14 protein-coding genes are annotated in these 19,383 nt (G+C 69.2%); 8 read left to right on the top strand and 6 right to left on the bottom strand.

Features of this window, described 5'->3' with window-relative positions:
* The first annotated feature begins 7 nt into the window (after nt 1-7).
* Together npdG and ACWDKQ_RS23380 are read left to right on the top strand one after the other, a co-directional pair.
* The gene (npdG, locus tag ACWDKQ_RS23375) at nt 8-673 is read left to right on the top strand and encodes an NADPH-dependent F420 reductase (RefSeq protein ID WP_450140883.1); all 666 of its coding nucleotides are present in this window, start codon (nt 8-10) and stop codon (nt 671-673) included.
* 100 nt (nt 674-773) lie between these two features.
* Nucleotides 774-1,160, top strand: coding sequence for a DUF4326 domain-containing protein (locus ACWDKQ_RS23380; RefSeq protein WP_450140884.1), 387 nt, complete (start codon nt 774-776; stop codon nt 1,158-1,160).
* A 255-nt stretch (nt 1,161-1,415) separates the two neighbouring features.
* Here ACWDKQ_RS23380 and ACWDKQ_RS23385 read toward each other — a convergent pair whose 3' ends face one another.
* On the bottom strand, nt 1,416-1,586 hold the full coding sequence (locus tag ACWDKQ_RS23385) for a hypothetical protein (protein ID WP_450140885.1): 171 nt from the start codon (nt 1,584-1,586) through the stop codon (nt 1,416-1,418).
* 181 nt (nt 1,587-1,767) lie between these two features.
* Between ACWDKQ_RS23385 and ACWDKQ_RS23390 the strand changes: the two genes are divergently transcribed.
* Complete coding sequence (locus tag ACWDKQ_RS23390; protein ID WP_450140886.1) at nt 1,768-2,745, top strand: glutathione S-transferase family protein; 978 nt, start codon at nt 1,768-1,770, stop codon at nt 2,743-2,745.
* 427 nt (nt 2,746-3,172) lie between these two features.
* Here the strand turns inward: ACWDKQ_RS23390 and panB are convergent, their stop codons facing one another.
* Together panB and ACWDKQ_RS23400 are read right to left on the bottom strand one after the other, a co-directional pair.
* A complete protein-coding gene (panB, locus tag ACWDKQ_RS23395; RefSeq protein WP_450140887.1) occupies nt 3,173-4,027 on the bottom strand; it encodes a 3-methyl-2-oxobutanoate hydroxymethyltransferase in 855 nt (284 codons plus the stop codon).
* Between the two features lie 127 nt (nt 4,028-4,154).
* Nucleotides 4,155-4,985 carry a transporter substrate-binding domain-containing protein gene (locus tag ACWDKQ_RS23400; RefSeq protein WP_450140888.1) on the bottom strand — a complete coding sequence of 277 codons (831 nt, stop codon included), beginning with the start codon at nt 4,983-4,985 and terminating at the stop codon, nt 4,155-4,157.
* 95 nt (nt 4,986-5,080) lie between these two features.
* Between ACWDKQ_RS23400 and ACWDKQ_RS23405 the strand changes: the two genes are divergently transcribed.
* Both ACWDKQ_RS23405 and ACWDKQ_RS23410 read left to right on the top strand, forming a co-directional pair.
* Nucleotides 5,081-5,350, top strand: a complete 270-nt coding sequence (locus tag ACWDKQ_RS23405; protein ID WP_450140889.1) for a DUF1905 domain-containing protein — start codon at nt 5,081-5,083, stop codon at nt 5,348-5,350.
* Nucleotides 5,351-5,638: 288 nt separating this feature from the next.
* Nucleotides 5,639-5,836, top strand: coding sequence for a VOC family protein (locus ACWDKQ_RS23410; RefSeq protein WP_450140890.1), 198 nt, complete (start codon nt 5,639-5,641; stop codon nt 5,834-5,836).
* Between the two features lie 282 nt (nt 5,837-6,118).
* Here the strand turns inward: ACWDKQ_RS23410 and ACWDKQ_RS23415 are convergent, their stop codons facing one another.
* The 3 genes from ACWDKQ_RS23415 to ACWDKQ_RS23425 all read right to left on the bottom strand — a co-directional run bounded on the left by ACWDKQ_RS23415 (nt 6,119) and on the right by ACWDKQ_RS23425 (nt 11,821).
* Complete coding sequence (locus ACWDKQ_RS23415; protein WP_450140891.1) at nt 6,119-6,970, bottom strand: SWIM zinc finger family protein; 852 nt, start codon at nt 6,968-6,970, stop codon at nt 6,119-6,121.
* On the bottom strand, nt 6,963-9,926 hold the full coding sequence (locus tag ACWDKQ_RS23420; protein ID WP_450140892.1) for a DEAD/DEAH box helicase: 2,964 nt from the start codon (nt 9,924-9,926) through the stop codon (nt 6,963-6,965). The genes ACWDKQ_RS23415 and ACWDKQ_RS23420 overlap by 8 nt, the downstream gene beginning before the upstream one ends.
* Nucleotides 9,927-10,075: 149 nt before the next feature.
* Nucleotides 10,076-11,821 carry an NAD+ synthase gene (locus ACWDKQ_RS23425; RefSeq protein WP_450140893.1) on the bottom strand — a complete coding sequence of 582 codons (1,746 nt, stop codon included), beginning with the start codon at nt 11,819-11,821 and terminating at the stop codon, nt 10,076-10,078.
* A gap of 83 nt (nt 11,822-11,904) precedes the next feature.
* Here ACWDKQ_RS23425 and ACWDKQ_RS23430 point away from each other — a divergent pair, with 83 nt between their 5' ends.
* The 3 genes from ACWDKQ_RS23430 (at nt 11,905) to ACWDKQ_RS23440 (ending at nt 18,919) form a co-directional block, all read left to right on the top strand.
* Nucleotides 11,905-13,488 (top strand): alpha/beta hydrolase, encoded by a 1,584-nt coding sequence (locus tag ACWDKQ_RS23430; protein ID WP_450140894.1) that lies wholly within the window; start codon nt 11,905-11,907, stop codon nt 13,486-13,488.
* 195 nt (nt 13,489-13,683) lie between these two features.
* Nucleotides 13,684-15,027: a type I glutamate--ammonia ligase gene (glnA, locus tag ACWDKQ_RS23435; protein ID WP_450140895.1), complete on the top strand. Its 1,344-nt coding sequence runs from the start codon at nt 13,684-13,686 to the stop codon at nt 15,025-15,027.
* A 199-nt stretch (nt 15,028-15,226) separates the two neighbouring features.
* On the top strand, nt 15,227-18,919 hold the full coding sequence (locus ACWDKQ_RS23440; protein ID WP_450140896.1) for an FkbM family methyltransferase: 3,693 nt from the start codon (nt 15,227-15,229) through the stop codon (nt 18,917-18,919).
* Nucleotides 18,920-19,383 lie beyond the last annotated feature (464 nt).

Consider the following 19,383-nt stretch of genomic DNA (forward strand, 5'->3'; position numbering starts at 1 on the left):
GCCCGGTGTGGCTGAGGTGCGGGAGATGACGGTCGGGGTGCTGGGCGGCACCGGGGCGCAGGGGCGCGGGCTGGCGATCCGGTGGGCGAAGGCGGGCCTGAAGATCGTGATCGGCTCGCGCAATGCCAAGCGCGCCCAGCAGGCGGCGGCCGAGATCGTCGGGATCGCTGGTGGCGACGTTTCGGGCCAGGACAACGCCAGGTGCGCCGCGGCCTCGGACATCGTGCTGGCCGCGGTGCCTTGGGAGGGCCATGCGGACCTGCTCAAGTCCCTGCAAGCGGAGCTCGCCGGGAAGATCGTGATCGACTGCGTCAACCCGCTCGGCTTCGACAAGTTGGGCCCGTACGCGCTGCCGGTGCCGGAGGGCAGCGCGGCGCAGCAGGCGGAGCAGCTGCTGCCGGAATCGCGGGTGACGGCGGCGTTCCACCACGTCTCCGCGGTGAGCCTGGCGGACCTCGCGGTCAGCCACGTGGACCTAGACGTGCTGGTGCTCGGCGACGACCGCGAGGCCACCGACGTGGTCCGCGAGTTGGCCGGCGTGATTCCGGGCGTGCGCGGCATCTACGGCGGACGCCTGCGCAACGCCTACCAGGTGGAGGCGTTCACGGCGAACCTGATCGCGATCAACCGCCGGTACAAGGCCCATGCGGGCCTCCGCATCACCGACGTGTGAGCCGTTCGGGAGCGTATTCCCCGGTAGTACTGGGCGTTGATCCTCGCGGAATTGTCCCCAGCGCCCTAGGGCGGCACCCTGGGCGGCGGAGGTGGTGGTAGTGCTGCCGGACGAGGCGAGCAGTTGGAGCGATGACGAGCGGGAGAGGGCGGATGCCCTGCTTGACGGGCATGCCGTCGTGGTCAACGTGCGCAAGGGCGGCCCGCACAAGCACCTGGTGCCGTGGCTGGAGGAGCGTGGCCTGCTGACCTACGTCGGGCACGCCGGGCCGCGGCACCACTGGCCGGATTCGGAGTTCGCCAGCCCGTTCCTGAAGGAGGCCAAGGTCGATCGCGAGGCGATGGTCCGGCACTACGAGAAGTGGTTGGACGAGCAGCCGAACCTGCTCGCGAAGCTGCGTGAGGGCGAGTTGAGCGGGCGCGCGCTGGGCTGCTGGTGTGCGCCCAAGCCGTGCCACGCCGACGTCCTCGCCCGACGAACGGGCTGAGCAGGCTCAGCGAGCAGCGAGCAGCGAGCAGCGAGCGGCGATTTCGCGTGAGCGCGTGCCCGCTGCACCGAATGTCGGTTTGGCCATGTCGCCGAAGTCAAGGCCTAGCTTCGGCAGACTTGGTCGTAAATGGGTCGGTGATCGCTGAATTCCAGCCGGCCTCTGATGTTGCGCTACCCGCACCGCCATGCGGGACGAGCCTGGAAACAGCCTCCATAGCACTCCATAGCACCGCGAAACGCACACGGTCGCTGATCAGCGCGGACTGACGAACAGTCCGTCCAGCGGCCCGCACTGCTCGCGCGCGTAGTCGGTCAGGCGGCGCGGGGTGGCGGGATCGGTGAGGTCGGCGGCGAGCCCGCGCGGTGGCGAAGCCGAGCCCCTTGCTGGCACCAGTGACGAGGAATTAGCGGTCGGATATATCAAGATCCACGCCCGCAACCCTATCCGCGCCCGACTCCACCCGAAATCTTCCACGATCTGGAACCAGGCTGACCGCAGTTTCAATTGAAACTGCGCGGGAATCCCGTCGACCGTGCTCGTCCATTTGCTGGGAAATCCCGGTTTCGATTGAAACTGGGGTTCTCGCCGGGCCTAGGGTGGGGGCATGGCCGAAGCACAGTTCGGGGCGGAGACCTCGACGCGGGGCGAGTGGGTGCGGCAGGCGAACCGGTTCACTGAGCGGATCACCGCGGACGGTTCGTCCGGTTGGAAGGTGCAGCCGGACCGGTACCGGCTGGTGGTGAGCCTGGCCTGCCCGTGGGCGCACCGGTCGGTGATCGTCCGCCGCCTGCTGGGGCTGGAGGACGTGCTGTCGCTGGGGGTTGTCGACCCGATCCGCGACGAGCGCGGCTGGCGCTTCACCCTCGACCCGCAGGGCGTGGACCCGGTGACCGGGATTTCCTTCCTTTCCGAGGCGTACCTGGCCGCCGATCCCGCGTTCACCGGCCGCTACACGGTTCCTGCCGTCCTGGACGTCGCCGAGCGCAAGGTCGTCACCAACGACTACCCGCAGCTCACCCTCGACCTGTTTACGGAATGGGCCGCGTACCACCGTGACGGCGCACCGCAGCTCTACCCGGAGCACCTGCGCGCGGAGATCGACGCGGTCAACGCGGTGGTGTACGCCGATGTCAACAACGGCGTCTACCGCTGTGGTTTTGCTACCTCGCAGCAGGCGTACGAGGAGGCCTTCGAGAGGCTCTTCGCCCGCCTGGACTGGCTTTCCGAGCGCTTGGCGGACCGCCGCTACCTGGTCGGCGACGCGATCACCGAGGCCGACGTCCGGCTGTTCACCACGTTGGTCCGCTTCGACGCCGCCTACCACGGCCACTTCAAGTGCAACCGCCAGAAGCTCACCGAGATGCCGGTCCTGTGGGCGTACGCGCGGGACCTGTTCCAGACGCCGGGGTTCGGCGACACGGTCGACTTCGACCACATCAAGCGCCACTACTACGCGACGCACCACCAGATCAACCCAACCGGAATCGTCCCGGCGGGCCCGGATCTCGCGGGCTGGGGCAGCGCGCACGGGCGAGAAGCCCTGGTCGGCACGCCGTTGGGCAACGGCACCCCGCCCGCCTAGCGGCCGATCGAGGTGATCTGGAGCCCGGGAAACGGTTCGCGGTCCTTCTGCGGTCGAACCCGAATGGCTGCGTGCGGCGCATACGGGCGATCGCAGCCGCAACCGAGGCCGCCTCTCGCGTCACCTAGGCGCCGGACCTGCGAACTATGCAGCTGCTCGCGACCGCAGTGCACATGCACCAAGACGTGCGCCCAGCTGCCGCTACGTCACCAGGCTGGACTACTGGGAATGGCCGTCCGTCACCCTCGTCACGGGCAGCGTGCCCTGCACCATCGAAGCTCCGCCCGACCTCATCAGCTGCGCGCGGAAACTAGCCGATCGCATCTCTTGGGCAGACAGCGACTAGATCCGTCCCGTAAAGCGGCGATTTCGCGCGAAAGCGCCGCTCGTCTGCTCCCCGGTGGCACGCGCGATCTGCGTGCCCCTGCTAGTGGAAGGAGTGCTCCGCGGCCGGGAATGCGCGGCCGCGGACCTCGTCCGCGAAGCGGCTGGCCGCATCGGCTAGGACGCCGCCGACGTTGGCGTAGCGCTTCACGAACTTCGCCGTTCGACCGGTGTTCATGCCCGCCATGTCGGTCCAGACCAGCACCTGGGCGTCGCAGTCCGGCCCCGCCCCGATGCCGACAGTCGGAATCCGCAGCTCCCCGGTCGCCCGCTTCGCCGCCTCCGCCGACACCATTTCCAGCACCACCGAGAACGCGCCCGCCTCCTGGACCGCGAGTGCGTCCGCTAGCAGTTCGTCGGCCTTGTCACCGCGGCCCTGCACTCGGTAGCCGCCGAGGCCGTGCTCGCTCTGCGGCGTGAAGCCGATGTGGGCCATCACCGGGATGCCAGCCGATACCAGCGCCTCGATCTGCGGGGCGTAGCGGCGGCCGCCTTCGAGCTTGACGGCGTGCGCGCGGCCTTCCTTCATGAACCGCGTCGCAGCGGCCAGCGCCTGCTCCGGCGACGCCTGGTAGGACCCGAACGGCAGGTCGGCCACGACCAGCGCCTGCTCGACGGACCGGGTGACGGCGCGGACCAGCGGCAGCAGTTCGTCCTCGGTCACCGGCAAGGACGAATCGTAGCCGTAGACGTTGTTGGCGGCTGAGTCGCCGACCAGCAGCACCGGGATTCCGGCCTGGTCGAAGATCCGCGCGGTGTACATGTCGTACGAGGTGAGCATCGGCCAGGGCTCGCCGCGCTCCTTCATTTGCTGGAGGTGGTGAATGCGGACTCGCCGCTTGGTCGGCGTGGAGCCGTACGGCGCGGCCGTCTCGCCCTGATTTTGCGCAACAGTCATCGTTGACCGTCCTATTCCTCGAAGCCCGCATCGCGGGTCCCCGGGTCGTAACGGATGGTTCGCAGGAAAGCGTCGCACGCGCTCAACTTCGCCGACACACTCCGAGGGCCAACGTCACAGTTGCGGGTCAGCCGATCCAGGGCTCGGCGATGCGCGCGTAGGTGCCGTCGTGCAGCGCGAGGTTCAGCCACTGGTTCACATACTGCTGGAACACCACGTCGCCTTTGGGCAACAGGTACGCCTTCTCGCTGAAGGTGAACGGCTGCTCCGGGTGCACCGAGCACAGCTCGGGGTGCTGCCTGGCCTGCCACTTGGTCTCGGCGGCGTCGGTCATCATCAGGTCGGCCTTGCCGTCGATGATCTGCCGGAAGATCGTGTTGTTGTCCGGGTGCTCGACGATGGTGGCCTGTTTGAGGTTCTGCTTGGCGAACTGCTCGTTGGTGCCGCCGGGGTTGACGATGGCACGGACGCCGGGCTGGTCGATCTGCTGCAACGTCTGGAACCGCGCCGCGTGCTCGCAGCGGGTGATCGGGGTCTTGCCGTCGACCACGTAGGCGGTGCTGAAAAACGTCTGCTTCGCGCGTTCGAGGGTGATCGACACACCTCCGACGGCTATGTCGCAGTTCGCGTTGAAGTCGGCGACCAGCGTCTTCCAGGTGGTGGGCACGATCTTCGCCTTGACGCCGAGCTTGCCGGCGAGGTCGTGCGCCATGTCGATGTCGATCCCGCTCCAGGCGCCAGCCGCGTCCCGGTAGGTGAACGGCCGGTAGTCCCCGGTGCTGCAAACCCGCAGCTCACCACGCTGGACGACGTCGTCCACCCGGCTTGCTGCGGCCTTCGGGGGCACGACCGGTGCCGCGGCGCACGCCGTGCTCAGCGCGACGACACCCGCCGCGACCAACCCGAAGCCGAACTTCTTCCACTGCATGGCGCCCGCCTTTCGATCTTCGCGGAACATGCATATCCGCTCGAACCCGGGAAGGCCACAGCGATGAGTTTTCGTGCCGCTGGCGGTCTGCACGTGCAGGAGGCGGTTGGCAAGAGGAGGCGACGATGGACGAGCAGTTCGACGCGACGCTGCAGAAGAGCCCCAACCGGGGCGGCTGGACCTACGTGGTCTGGCCGAGGTCGGTCGAGTACTTCGGCACCCGAGGCCTGGTGAAGGTCCGGGGGACGATCGACGGCCACCCGTTCCGGAGTTCGTTCATGGCCCTGGGTGATGGTACCCACAAGCTGCCGGTGAAGGCCGATGTCCGCAAAGCGATTGGAAAGGAGGCCGGCGCAGAGGTGACCGTCCGCCTTTTGGAGCGGGTCGTCGACTGATGTGGGGTCGTGCAACCGCACCGAGTCGCGCGTCGCGGCAATTTGACTGCGCAACAGCAGAGCGGGCCGGTGAAGACCGGCCCGGGCCCGCGCGGAATTCTCGGCGTTCGGGGCATTCCCGGTGGCGATCGTAATCTCCGGCAATAACGGGAAAAGCAACGAGGCAACCAAACGGCCTTCCGGGCGTCTAGTAACCGGGAGCGCGTGGGAGCGCGGGAGGGGGGCAACTGGGGGTGTCCCCCTCCCGCCAGCCGATGGACACTCCGGGGAGAAGGGGATACTGCCCCGGTGACTGCCCTCTACCACGTTTGCTTCGTCGTGCCCGACATCGAGGAGGCGATGCTCGACTTCGAGGGGGCCGCGGGCGTCGAGTGGAACGAATTGCAGACCAGCCGACTCGCGGACTGGGACTACCGGATCGTCTTCACCAAGGGCGGGCTGCCGTTCATCGAGCTGATCGAAGGCGCGCCGGGCAGCCCCCCGTAAGACACGACGACGGGTGCCAGGTTCGACCACCTCGGCTTCTGGACGACTTCGCTGGAAAAAGGCTCGCGGCGCCTAGCGGACCGGGGTCTGCCGGAGGACTTCTCCGGCTGCCCCTACGGCCGAGCGTTCGCATACCACCAGATGGACTCGATCGGAGCACGATTAGAGCTGGTCGACGAGTCCCGCCAGTCCCAGTTCCTGGAAACTTGGAACCGGGCCGCGCCCCGAGGCCCGCAATACCGGAACAGCTTCAGGGCTGATGCGAACGCCCTGTCCGGCCACCTATTGCGGTGAACGGTCCGTTCGCGCCATCGCCCGGTAGGCGGGGCGCAGGAACTCGACGGCGGATTCGCCCTGGATCTGCACCGGCAGCGGGTCGAGCTCGTCGAGTAGCGCGTCCGGCGCGGTCGGTTCCGGCGCGGTCGGTTCTGGGGCGGGCGTGGCCGCCGCCGGGGATTCCGGGGCGGTCCAGAAGGTTTCCAGGCATTCCGACAACGGCGCGGCATCGTCGGGTTCCGCAGCCGCTGGGGCCGACACGCTGCCGCGCAACGCCCGCAACCGGTCCAGCAGCTCCTCGCGTCCCCGGCCACGCCAGGCGAGGATCTGGAACGGGTCCTCGTCGAACGATTCGGCCAGCAGGTAGCAGGCCGCGGCCAGGTGCTTGCACGGGATTTCCCAGTCCGGGCAGGAACAATCCATCGTCAGTTCCCGCATCGTCGTCGGGAACAGTTGCAACCCGAGCTCGTCGAAGACCCGCTCGATGTCCGTCGGCATCTCCCCGGCCAGCAGCTTCGCCGCGTACAGTGCCTGCCCGGCCAGCGCCCGCTCGATGCGCTCCCAGTCGGCCGCTGGGAACGCCTTGATCGCGATCCGCGCCCGGTACGGCTCCGGCCGCGAACCCTGCACCAGGCCGATCGCCAGGCTGGTCGTCAGCGTCAGGCTGAGCACCTGCCCGGCTCGCGCGTAGCGCTTGCCGCGCTGCAGCCGGCCGCCCATGCCGAACGACTCCAGCACCTCGATGAACCGCCGCGACCACCAGGTCTGCGCTATCTCGCCGCGCTTGCTGCGCGCCTTGATGCCACCCTCGACCCGGATCGGCTTCGCGGACGGCGGGAATCCGCGCCACTCATTCACCGATGGCCTCCGCTTCCAGGGAGACCAGGTCACGCAGCTCCCGGGTGGACAGCTCGGTCAGCCAGTTCTCGCCGGAGCCGACCACCAGCTGCGCCAGCGTCTTCTTGTCCTCGATCATCCGATCGATCTTCTCCTCCAGGGTGCCGATGCAGGTCAGCTTGCGGACCTGCACGTCCCGGCGCTGGCCGATGCGGAACGCCCGGTCGGTGGCCTGGTCCTCGACCGCCGGGTTCCACCACCGGTCCAGGTGGATGACGTGGTTGGCGGCGGTGAGCGTCAGCCCGGTGCCGCCGGCCTTCAGCGACAGCAGGAAGATCGACGCCCCGTCTTCGGACTGGAACCGCCGGACCATCTCGTCGCGGGCCTTCTTCGTCGTGCCGCCGTGCAAGAACTGCACCTCGGTGTCGAACCGCGCCGACAGGTGCGGCACCAGCATCCCGCCGAACCCGGCGAATTGCGTGAAGCAAAGTGCCTTGTCGCCCTCGGCCAACACCGATTCGAGGATTTCCTCCAGGCGCAGCAACTTCCCGGACCGGCCGGGCAGCGGGGAGCCGTCGCCCAGGAGCTGCGCGGGGTGGTTGCACACCTGCTTCAGCTTGGACATCGTCGCCAGCACCAGCCCGCGGCGCTCCATGCCTTCACTGTTGTCGATGCGCGCCAGCATGTCGTCGACCACCGCCTGGTAAAGAGAAGCTTGCTCGGCGGTGAGGTTGCACAGCTGCTTCATCTCGATCTTGTCCGGCAGATCGCTGATGATCGCCGGATCGGTCTTCACCCGGCGCAGCACGAAAGGACCGGTGATGCGCCGCAATCGGGCCGCCGCGTCGGTGTCGCCGTCGCGTTCCACCGGCACCGCGAACCGCGCCCGGAACGTGCTCAGCGAGCCCAGCACACCGGGATTCGCGAAGTCCATGATGGACCAGAGTTCGGCGAGCCGGTTCTCCACCGGCGTGCCGGTCAGCGCGATCCGCTGCCGGGCCGACAGGCCGCGCACCGCCTTCGCCTGGCGGGAGGCGCTGTTCTTGATGTTCTGTGCCTCGTCGAGTACCACCCGGTCCCAGCGGATCTCCCGCAGCACGGCGGAATCCCGCGCGGCCAGCGGATAGGTCGTGATCACCAGGTCGTGCCCGCCGACCTCTTCCATGAGGTCCTCGCCGGTGAGCCGACCGCCGCCGTGGTGGACGTGCACCTTCAGCGTCGGCGCGAACCGGGCCGCCTCCCGTTGCCAGTTTCCGACCACCGACATCGGGCAGATCAGCAGCGTCGGGGCGCGCGAACCGCGCGATCGGGCCAGCGCCTCCAACGCCAGCAGTTGCACGGTCTTGCCCAGACCCATGTCGTCGGCGAGGCATGCGCCCAGCCCCAACCGGTCCAGGAACGCCAGCCAGGCCAGGCCGCGGCGCTGGTATGGGCGCAGCGTCGCGGTGAATCCCTCCGGCGGATCCACCGGCTCCAGGTACTGCTCGGCCTGCCCGGAGAGCAGATCCCCGAGCCACCCGTGCCCGCTGACCTCGACCACCGGCAGCGGCCTGTCACCGTCATCGGGGTGCACCCCGGCCTGCAGCAGCACTTCGCCGGCGGTCATCTGCCCGGTCCCGGAGCGCTCCAAGTAGGCCAGTCCTGCGGCCAGCCGCTTGCGGTCGACCTGGACCCACTTGCCGCGCAGGCGAACCAGCGGAACCTTCGCGGCGGCGAGCTCAGCCAGCTCGGACTCGGTCAGCCGCTCGTTGCCGAGCGCGAGGTCCCAGCGGTAGTCGACCACGGCGTCCATGCCGATCCCGGACTTCTTGGCCACCGTGCCCGCGGTGCGGGAACTGGTGGCGGTCAGCTTCAACCCGAGTTGCTGGGTGCGACCCCACCAGGACGGCAGCAGCACCCCGAACCCGGCCTGGTCCAGCAGCGCCGCATGGGTGAGGAATTCGTACGCGCCGTCGGCGTCCAGGAACAACTCCGTGGGGTGCGGTACGAGCAGCGCCGCATCGAGCGCCGGGAAGACCCGGCCCGCCTTTCCGAGGTCGGCGAGCAGCAATTCCTGCGGCTGCGCGACCCAGCGCTGCAGTACCCGGCTCTCCTCCCGCCACACCTCCTTCGCGGACACCAGAACGCTCGGGTCGTCCACGGCCTGCAGCATGAACTCCAGCCGCCAGTCCGCGTCGTCGCCTTCCGGTTCGTGTAGCCGGAAGCAAGTGCGAACGGGGCTCTCACCTGCGCCGCTGGCGCGCCAGGCGTCCAACTGCCCGGCCAGCTTCCGCACCTTCTCGGGATCGCCGTCGAACCGCGGCTCGTGGGCCAGCGCGTTCAGCCACGCCGCGGCTGCGGTCCGGCCGCCAGGCATCTCGACGTCTGCGACCTGGGCGCGGGCGATGCCGTCGACCAGCGCGTCCAGCGCCGCGCGCAGGACCTCGGCGGGCGGGTCGCCGCGCTCGCAGCGGAAGGCCGGCGGCATGGATTCGCGCAGGGCCACGAACCGAGCCGAATCGGTGCCGGACAACGACGGCCGCCAACGCGCGGCCGGCCGGTCCGCCTCGAAGACCAGCGAGGGCAGTACCCGCCCCTGCGAGACCACCTGCTCGGCGAATCCGGCGACCCTGCTCAAGAAATGCGCGGACGCGCCCAACCGACAACCGGGCACGCCTTCACCGAGTAGGGCGATCACGGCCCCGGGGCTGCACGACACAGCAGGCACCAGCCATTCGCGCAGCCGAAGCTTGCCGCGTGGCGCAGGCCCTGCGGTCAGCGGGTCCCGCACCAATTCGGGCGATGCGGCCGGAGCAGAGGCGTAGGAGGGCAGCTGGAGGCGTACGGAATCGGCCTTCAGCTGCTCACTCGGCAGGGCGTCCCGAAGAGCTTCACCCGGCACGGCGAAGGGGTGCGCCACCGGACCGCGCGGCGCACGCCCGGCCACTCGAGTCGGGAGCTCGGAATCTTCCGCCCACAGCACCAGACGTCCGTCCACACTACACAATCCGTGCACGGCCCACACGGCCGAACCTCCTTCGGTGGTCGCGCGCGAGTATCCAGACCACGACTACGGTTTCAATTCAAACTGAGGCCAGGACCCAGGGGTTCACAGCTTCAATTGAAACTGTGAACCCCCGCCGCTGTTCACGGGGCGACCTCGCGCCACCGGTTGGTCAGCGGCAGCCGCCGGTCCCGGCCGAACGCCTTGAACGTGATCTTGGTGCCCGGCGGGTACTGTCGGCGTTTGTACTCGGCGCGGTCCACCATCTGCAGCACCCGCTCGACCAGCCCGGCGTCGAACCCGTCCGCGATCAGGTCCGCGTAACTGCGGTCGCCCTCCACGTAGCCGTCGAGCACCACGTCCAGGACGTCGTACTCCGGCAGCGAATCCTGGTCCACCTGGTCCGGCCGCAGCTCCGCCGACGGCGCCTTGGTGATCGAGTTCTCCGGGATCGGCGGGACCTCGCCGCGCTTCTCCGCATCGGCGTTGCGCCACTTCGCCAGCTTCCACACCAGCGTCTTCGGCACGTCCTTGATCGGCGCGAACGCGCCCACCGCGTCGCCGTAGATCGTCGAGTATCCCACTGCCAGCTCGGTCTTGTTCCCGGTGGCCAGCACCAGGTGCCCGCGCTGGTTCGACAACGCCATCAGCAGCACGCCCCGGGCGCGGGCCTGCACGTTCTCCTCGGCCAACCCGGTCAGCTCCAGTTGCCGCACGTACACGTCGACCATGTCAGCGATCGGGTAAACCTCGAAGTGGCAACCGATCCGCCGCGCCAGCTCGGCGGCGTCCGACCGCGAGTGCTCCGACGAGTAGTTCGACGGCATCGATACGCCGTGCACCGCGTCCGCGCCGAGCGCGTCGGCGGCCAGCGCGGCACACACCGCCGAGTCGATGCCGCCGGAGAAACCGAAGGTCACCGACCGGAAGCCGTTCTTATGCACGTAGTCGCGAAGCCCGGTGACCAACGCCGACCACACCTCGGCGACGTCGTCCAGCGGCTCCGTCGGCGGCAGCCCGGATACCGGCTCGTAGCGCGGCAGCGGCTCCGGCTGCAGCACGATCCGCTGCACGTCGAACGCGGGCAGCCGCATCGGGCCCGGCTCGGCGGGCACCGTGGTCGAGGTGTGCCCGCCCGCGGTCAGGTCCATGTCCAGCACCACCAGGTGCTCGGTGAACTGCGGCGCCCGCGCGAGGATCTCGCCGTCCGGCGTGGCGACCATGGAGTCGCCGTCGAAGACCAGCTCGTCCTGCGCGCCGACCAGGTTCACGTAAGCCATCGGCGCACCGGCCTCGGCGGCCCGCCGGATGACCAGCGGCGTGCGCATGTCGTCCTTGGCGCGCTCGTACGGCGAACCGTTGATGCACACCACGAGGTCGACGCCGACCTCGCCCAACGCCGCCACCGGGCCGCCGTTCTGCCAGATGTCCTCGCAGATGACCACCCCGACGTCCAAGCCGTGCAACCGCACGATCGGCAAGTCGAAGCCCGGCGCGAAGTAGCGCGCCTCGTCGAATACGCCGTAGTTCGGCAGGTGGTGCTTGTGGTAGGTCGTGACGACCTCGCCGCCGTAGAGCAGCGACGCGGAGTTGCGCGGGCCTTCGTCGTCGCGGCCGAGATGCCCCACCACGACCAGTGCGTCGCCGCAGCCGTTGTCCCGCAATCGCCGCGCCAGCGCTTTCAGCTCGGCGAGGTTCGCGGCGGCGAACGACTTGCGCAGCGCCAGGTCCTCGACCGGATAGCCGGAGAGCACCATCTCCGGGAAGGCCACGAGGTGAGCGCCGTCCTGTACGGCGCGGCGGGTCCAGTCCAGGATCATCGAACTGTTGCCGGCGACGTCGCCGACGCATGCGTTTACCTGTGCGAGTGCGATGCGCAGCTGGGGCATGCACCCATCTTCGCGCACCCCACAGGCGTACGTCGCTCTGCCCGGCGTGAGCCGCGCCTCTCCACTCGTGTCACGATTCGTCAGTGACCCGTCTACTGACCGTGCTGTTCACGGTGGCCCTGCTGGGCGTGACCGCGTGCAGCGCGCCGACGCGAGAGGCGGCGCCGCTGCAGCCGCACACCGAGCGAAAGGGCCCGGTCGGGCCGGTTCCAGCAGGTCTGGAACGGTTCTACGGGCAAGCGCTGTCCTGGGGACCGTGCGGACCGTACGCGACGACCGACAGCGATCGCGATGCGTACCAGAAGGCGGGCCTGGAGTGCGCGCGGCTGGAGGTCCCGATGGACTACGCCGGCCCCCAGGGGCAGACGATCAACCTCGGGCTCCTCCGCAAACCGGCAACCGGACCGGGACAGCGGATCGGTTCGCTCGTGGTGAACCCGGGCGGCCCGGGCGCATCCGGCATGAGCACGGCCGCGAGTCTCGCCTCGTCGGTCTCGGACAGCGAGCTGGGCCAGCGGTTCGACCTGGTCGGCTTCGATCCGCGCGGAGTCGGCGCCTCCGAACCAGCCGTGCACTGCCTGACCGGCCCGGAACGCGACGCCGAGCGGCTGGATTCCGACGCGGACACCTCGCCCGCCGGGGTCGCTCAGACCGAGCAGGAAGAGCGCGACTACGTGGCGAAGTGCGCGGAGCGCACCGGCCTCAAGATGCTGGCCAACGTCGGCACCCGCGAGGTCGCCAGGGACATTGACGTGCTGCGGTCGGCGCTCGGCGACGAGAAGCTGAACTACGTCGGCTACTCCTACGGCACCCTGATCGGCTCGGAGTACGCGGAGACCTTCCCCACCAACGTGCGGACGATGGTGCTCGACGGCGCGATCGACCCCAGGCAGTCCACGGTCGACCAGCTGGTCGCCCAGGGCGCCGGTTTCCAGCGCGCCTTCAACGACTTCGCGGCCTGGTGCGCCAAGCGCCAGCGGTGCGCACTGGGCACCGACCCTTCGCGTGCGGTCGTCGCGTTCCAACAGCTCACTCGCCCGTTGGTGGACCATCCGGTCCCGGCGGGCGGCGGCCGCGAACTGTCGTACAAGGACGCCTCCATGGCAGCGATCCAGGCGCTGTACGCGCCCAGCCTCTGGGAGAACTTGGACAGCGGGCTGGCCGAGCTCCGGCAGGGCAGTGGCCGCACGCTGCTGGCCCTCGCCGACAAATACTACAGCCGCGACGGCGGCGGCCAGTACAGCAACACCAGTGACGCGTTCGACGCCGTGCACTGCGTCGACGACCAGCGCGTCGAGGACCCGAACATCGTCCGCGAGGCGGACCGCCGCTACCGCGAGGCGGCGCCGTTCCTGGACAACGGGCACCCGCCGAGCGCCGCGCGGGACAAGTGCGCGTTCTGGCCGGTCCCGGCCACCGGCGAGACCACCGAACCGGAGGTGGGTGCGCTGCCGCCGACCCTGGTCATCTCCACCACCGGCGACCCCGCAACGCCCTACCAGGCCGGGGTGCGGCTCGCGAAGGCCCTGCACGGCCGCCTGCTGACCTTCGAGGGCACCCAGCACACGGTCTTCCTGCAGGGCGTCTCCTGCGTGGACGAGGCGACCACGAAGTACCTGGTCGGCCTGACGCTCCCGCCCGAAGGCAAGCGCTGCACCGCGAGCTGAACACCACCAGTGACGGGCACCTCCGAGCGTCCCACCCGTCGCCCGGTCACACCCCCGAGGAGGCGCTTCGCGCCGCTGCGTCAATCGCCCGGCGGTGCCCTTCGCGCGTTCAGCCGGTGGGGAGTCCTGGTCCGGGTAGTGCCGAGTTCTTGGACCAGTTACGCAATTGGTCGGTGGAACTCTTAGGCTGCGTGCATGAACCGCCAGCAGGAGTTCGTGCTCCGCACCTTGGAGGAACGTGACATCCGCTTCGTGCGGCTGTGGTTCACCGACGTCCTCGGAATGCTCAAGTCGGTGGCGATCTCGCCCGCCGAACTCGAAGGCGCCTTCGCCGAAGGCATCGGGTTCGACGGCTCGGCCATCGAGGGATTCGCCCGGGTCTACGAATCGGACATGGTCGCCAAGCCGGACCCCGCCACCTTCCAGGTGCTGCCCTGGGAGACCCCCGACGGCGAGCACTACTCGGCGCGGATGCTTTGCGACATCCACATGCCCGACGGCTCGCCCTGCTGGGCCGACCCGCGGCACGTGCTGCGCCGCACCCTGGCCCGCGCCACCGAGTCCGGCTTCACCTGCTACGTGCACCCCGAGATCGAGTTCTTCCTGCTGAAGAATCTGCCGGACGACGGCAGCGAACCGGTGCCCGCCGACTCCGGTGGCTACTTCGACCAGGCCAGCCACGACGCGGCGCCGCACTTCCGCCGCAACGCCATCGAGACTCTGGAGGCCATGGGGATTTCGGTGGAGTTCAGCCACCACGAGGGCGCGCCCGGCCAGCAGGAGATCGACCTGCGCTACGCCGACGCGCTGACCATGGCCGACAACGTGATGACGTTCCGGTACGTGGTCAAAGAGGTCGCGATAACGCAGGGCGTGCGCGCCTCGTTCATGCCGAAGCCGTTCAGCGCGCAGCCCGGCTCGGGCATGCATACCCACTTCAGCCTGTTCGAGGGCGACCAGAACGCCTTCTACCACCCGGAGAACCCGTTCGAGCTGTCCGACATCGGCCGGGCGTTCGTGGCCGGGATCTTGCACCACGCCCGCGAGATCAGCGCCGTGACGAACCAGTGGGTGAACTCCTACAAGCGGCTGGTCGTCGGCGGCGAGGCCCCGACCGCGGTCTGCTGGGGCCATGCCAACCGGTCCGCGCTGGTCCGGGTGCCGATGTATTCGCCGGGCAAGGCCTCGTCCCGCCGCGTCGAGGTCCGAAACCTCGACTCGGCCTGCAACCCCTACCTGGCGTACGCGGTGATCCTCGCGGCCGGGCTGCGCGGTGTGCAGAAGGGCTACGAGCTGCCGGCGGCCACCGAGGACGACGTGTGGGGTCTGACGGAGCGGGAGCGGAAGGCGGCCGGCTACGCCAACCTGCCGCAGAACCTCAACGAAGCGCTGTCCGAGATGGAGTCCTCCGAGCTGGTCGCGGAAACCCTCGGCGAGCACGTGTTCGACTTCTTCCTGCGCAACAAGCGCGAGGAGTGGAACGCCTACCGAAGCCACGTCACCCCGTACGAGCTCCGCACCCTCATGCCGATGCTCTGAGCCCGGGAGTTCGGCCTGGTCAGGACCCGTGAGCACGTTGGGGCGCTGCAGCACGTCAACGTGCTCACGCCCGTTGACGTGCGAAAACACCCGGCCGGTCCGCCTCGATTGGGGTCGGGGCCGAAGCCAGCCGGTCCCGGTCCGCGCGCTCATGGGGTTGGGCGTGTTGCTGTGGCGGGTGCAGCGATAGGTTTCGCCCGTGACTGATTCGCAGGCGCAGCCCGAACCCGTGGCAGCTGAAAGTTCCGACGGCGAGGCCGCCGCGGAATCCGCCCTGCAGTCCGGTGTGCTGGAGCAATCGGCCAAGTCGTTCGGCGAGCCGGCGTGGCCGGCGGAAACTCCGGAAGACCTCGGTGCCCGCACCCTGCTCGGCTGCACGCTCGCGTGCCGCGACCAGCTCCCGGCCGCCCGGGTCTTACGCGAAACGTTCCGCCGCCACCACCCGAACGCGCAGTTCGCGCTGTTGGTGGTCGACCTGCCCGGCGCGGCCCGCTCGGAGCCGGACGGCCTGACCTTCGCCGACATCGGGCTCGACGAGCAGGAGTACGCCCGGCTGGCGATGGGTTGCACCGCGGAGCAGTTGCGCAACGTGCTGCGCCCGAGGTTCCTGCAGCACCTGCTGAAGTCCGGGTCGACGGTGTTGTACTTCGAACCGGCTGTGCAGATCTTCGGCCGCTTCGACGACCTCGTCGCGAGCTTGACCCACGAGCGCCCGGTCGCCCTGGTGCCGCGGGTCCTGCGCCCGCTGGCCGTGGACGGCCTGCGCCCGAGCCCCTCCGACCTCGCCGAATCGGGCACCTTCGACGGCAGTGCGTTCGCCGTCCGCCCGGGCGCCGAGCAGCTCCTCGCCACGTGGGTGGAGCAGCTGCGCGCCGACCCCGGCGCGGCGACACCGGTGCTGGACGGGGCGCCCGCGCTGGTCGATCACCAGGTGATCCGCGATCCCGGTGTGGGCCTGTCGGTGTGGAACGTTGCCCAGCGCGAGTTGGTGGTGGCGGGCGACGGTCGGCACACAGTGGACGGCGCCGCGCTGCGCAGCGTCCACTTCGAGGGCTTCCAGCCGCAGCGGCCCTGGCTGCTGTCCACGGACTACGCCGACCGGCCGCGGATACTGCTCTCCGAGAACCCGGCGCTCGCCGGGCTGTGCGCGGCCTACCGGAACGCGCTGGTCGGAGCCGGATACACCCGCGAACAGCCGCACCCGTTCGACGTCCTGCCCGACGGCGTCGTGCTGCCCGCGACGCTGCGACGCGAGTACCTCGACGCCTGGCTCGCGGACGGAGAGCCACCGCCGAGCCCGTTCGAACCGGACGGCCCGCTGGCGGAGTTCCGGGAGTGGTCGTGCGCCCCGGCCGACGACAGGCAGCGCGCGGCCGGCGGCTCCCGCTGGACCGCGGCCGTGTGGGCGGACGACCCGATCCTTCAGCGCGACTACCCGGAACCGTTCGGCAGCAATGCTGAGGCCTTCCACGAGTGGTGCGTAGGCGTCGGCGTGGCCAGCGGCCGAGTGCCGGCCGAGGCGGTGCACCGCAGGATCGACAACCGGGCGGCCCTTGTCGATCAGCTCGGTGTCGCGGTGCTCGGTGACGGGCAACTCGCGGAGCTGATGCGCACCGCAGTGGGTGCGTCCGGGCTGCCCTCGGCCGACACCGCGTACTACCCGGTCGTCCTGCGCTGCGAACCCGGCCTGCCGGTGCCCGCAGGCAGGTACGTGATCGACATCCACACCAGCGCCCCCGACAACGCCGACGTGGCGGAGACCTGGGTGTTGTCGGAGAGTGGCCGCGCTACGGCCCGCCGGAATGGCATGAAGACGCGGGTCGTCGCACTGCCCGTGCCGGAGCGCAACCGGGTCGATTTGCCGACCAGGAAGGGCGCACGGGCCAGGTTCGGGCTGTCCGACGAGATCGTGTTCGGGACGTTCGTGGACCACGCGGCCGAGCGCGGGGATAACGTGCTCGGCGTGGTCAGCGCGTTCCTGGCGGCATTCCCGGAACGCGACGAGGTGCGCCTGCTCGTCGGCGTCGTCGGTGCGGTTGAGCACCCGGAGGCCGCCGAGCGCCTGCGCTTGGCGACCGCGACGGATCACCGCATCCTGCTGGTCGAAGAGGACGTCGACATCAACCTGTTGCTGTGTGCATCGGACAGCTTCGTATCGCTGCACCGCGGCGAAGCCGGTGATGGCCACGTCCTGCGGCTGCTCGCAGTGGCGGCGCACGGAGTGCCGGTGATCGCCGGGGAGCACGGCGCGGTCGCCGAGTTCTTCGGCCACGAAGCGGCACGCCTCGTGCCTTGCACGGGGCCTGGAGAACCGGATATCGACTCGGCCGCAGAACTCCTGCGGGCCGCTGCCGACGACCCGGAAGGCACTGCGGCTTTCGGCGCAGCAGCGAGGGAGAACCTGCTTGCGGTGCACACCGTCGCGCGGGCGGGCGCGCGCCTGCGCGAGCGCGTCGAGCAGGCCTACCGGAACTGGCGCACGAAGTGGTCGCGGGACAGCCACGGCCAGTTCGACGACCCACTGCGCCCGCTGTTGGTGGCGCGCCACGCGTTGCACCGGGCGCCGGAGGTGGGGGCGAGCAGCCGGAATTCGATGGCCCCGGCGCTGCGCAGGGCAGTCCTCAAAGCGCTGAGCCACTACGACGAGCACATCCGCGACGTGATGCGCTTTCTGGTCGACGGCGTCGAGCAGACCGCCTCCGAACTGCTCCGCCGCCAGTACGAGGCGGATGGCGAAGGCGACCTGGAGGCGATGCGGACGGAACTCGTCCAGCTGATCCGCCGCCACGACCAGCTCGGTGCGCAGCTGCTGGGCACTGACGACGGCATGGTCCGAGCCCGGGCGGACCTGGCCGAGCAGCACCGCAGGCTCCTGAAGCTCGAAGACGGCGCGGTCGGCGATCAACGGGTGGACGCCCTGGCGGAACGCCTGGACAGCCTGACCGGAGCTGTCGAGCGAATCCTCGACCGCATGGACTCCCTGGAGCAAAGCCACGGAAGCGATCGGGGTGTCGAGGCGGGCCTGCGCGCAGCGTCCCTCGATGCCGCGAACGCCTTGCAGCGCACCGACGTCCTGCAACGCATCCTGCTGAGGGAGCACGAGCGCATCACCGGTGGTGGGGACGGCACGACGACGCCTGTGCTCTGCGACGCCGGACTGTTGCGACTGCCGGCGGACGACAGCTTCATGCTGCCGTGGCTGTCGTCGCACCCCAGCTGGGACGTCGACGTGTCGACGCTGATCGACTCCTTGCTAGAACCTGAAGGCGTCTTCATGGATGTCGGTGCCTACGTGGGCTACCAGACCGTGCGCGTCCTGAGCAGGCTGGGCAACAGCGGCGCGGTCGTCGCGGTCGAACCGTGCCCGCGAAGCGGCGCACTGCTCAAGCACAACGTGGAAGTCAACGTGCCCGCTGCATGGCGACGTCGGCTCGTGGTGGTGGAAGGCGCGGCGTGGGATGGGTCCTGCCAGCTAGCAGCCGAATCGTCGCTCGCAGGTGGGCTCTCGGTCAGCCCTGCGGATGGCGAGAAAGCGCCGTCCGTGCGCGGAGTCCGGCTCGACCGCGAGTTGGAGAACCACGACGCGCTGCAAAGCCTGAAGCTCTCGGTCGTGCACGTGGACGTGGGCGGGCGTGTGCACCGGGTGCTCGGTGGCCTGGTCCGGCTCCTGCGCCGCGACCGTCCTTCGATCGTGTGCTCTTTCACACCGGATGCGATCCGGCAGCTGGGTGACGATCCGGCCGCGGCACTGAGGGAGTTCGGAACGTGGGGTTACCACTTGGTCCCAGTCGGCCGAACCCACGCGGTCGCCGCCTCTGACCTGCTGGAAGCGATCGACGCGGCGGGTTCGGCGAGCACCGTGAAGCTCTGGCTGCGGCCCAACCAGAAGTGACCGAAGGTCCCCCGAATGAACGACGTCAAGATCTGACCCGGCGATTTGACTTTCACGTACGGTGTGCGTAACTTTTCCTTTGCCGCATGGAAGGCCGGATGGAACAGGACGCAAGAGCCTGGCGAGGACGGCCTGGGGAGCGACCCGGAGATCGGAAACGAACTCCGCGGAGCGCGCACCAACCAGGGCACGCGCGGTTTGACACCGCGAAGCGCACCGGGTAACGTAAAGCGGTCGCCAAGTAGACGTCAAGGCTACGAGGCACGTTGATAACTCAAGCACGAGCTCGATCTTCGGAGCCATCAGCGCGGGGGTGACCCCCCTGAAAACGCCGAAACGAGCACCTGCTAGTGTTACCAACACAAGAAAGAAGAGGAAATGCTCCCCGGAGCTGCGGGTCCCTTTGGTGGGGTCGGGTGATGGTGTGGGTGTGTTCTTTGAGAACTCAACAGCGGACTGTTTTG

This window comes from Saccharopolyspora sp. NPDC000995, from assembly GCF_053599315.1.

Coding starts and splice junctions, on each gene's coding strand:
- ACWDKQ_RS23390 (WP_450140886.1), top strand. CDS start 1,768: ATGGCCGAAGCACAGTTCGGGGCGGAGACCTCGACGCGGGGCGAGTGG.
- panB (WP_450140887.1), bottom strand. CDS start 4,027: ATGACTGTTGCGCAAAATCAGGGCGAGACGGCCGCGCCGTACGGCTCC.
- ACWDKQ_RS23400 (WP_450140888.1), bottom strand. CDS start 4,985: ATGTTCCGCGAAGATCGAAAGGCGGGCGCCATGCAGTGGAAGAAGTTC.
- ACWDKQ_RS23405 (WP_450140889.1), top strand. CDS start 5,081: ATGGACGAGCAGTTCGACGCGACGCTGCAGAAGAGCCCCAACCGGGGC.
- ACWDKQ_RS23425 (WP_450140893.1), bottom strand. CDS start 11,821: ATGCCCCAGCTGCGCATCGCACTCGCACAGGTAAACGCATGCGTCGGC.
- glnA (WP_450140895.1), top strand. CDS start 13,684: ATGAACCGCCAGCAGGAGTTCGTGCTCCGCACCTTGGAGGAACGTGAC.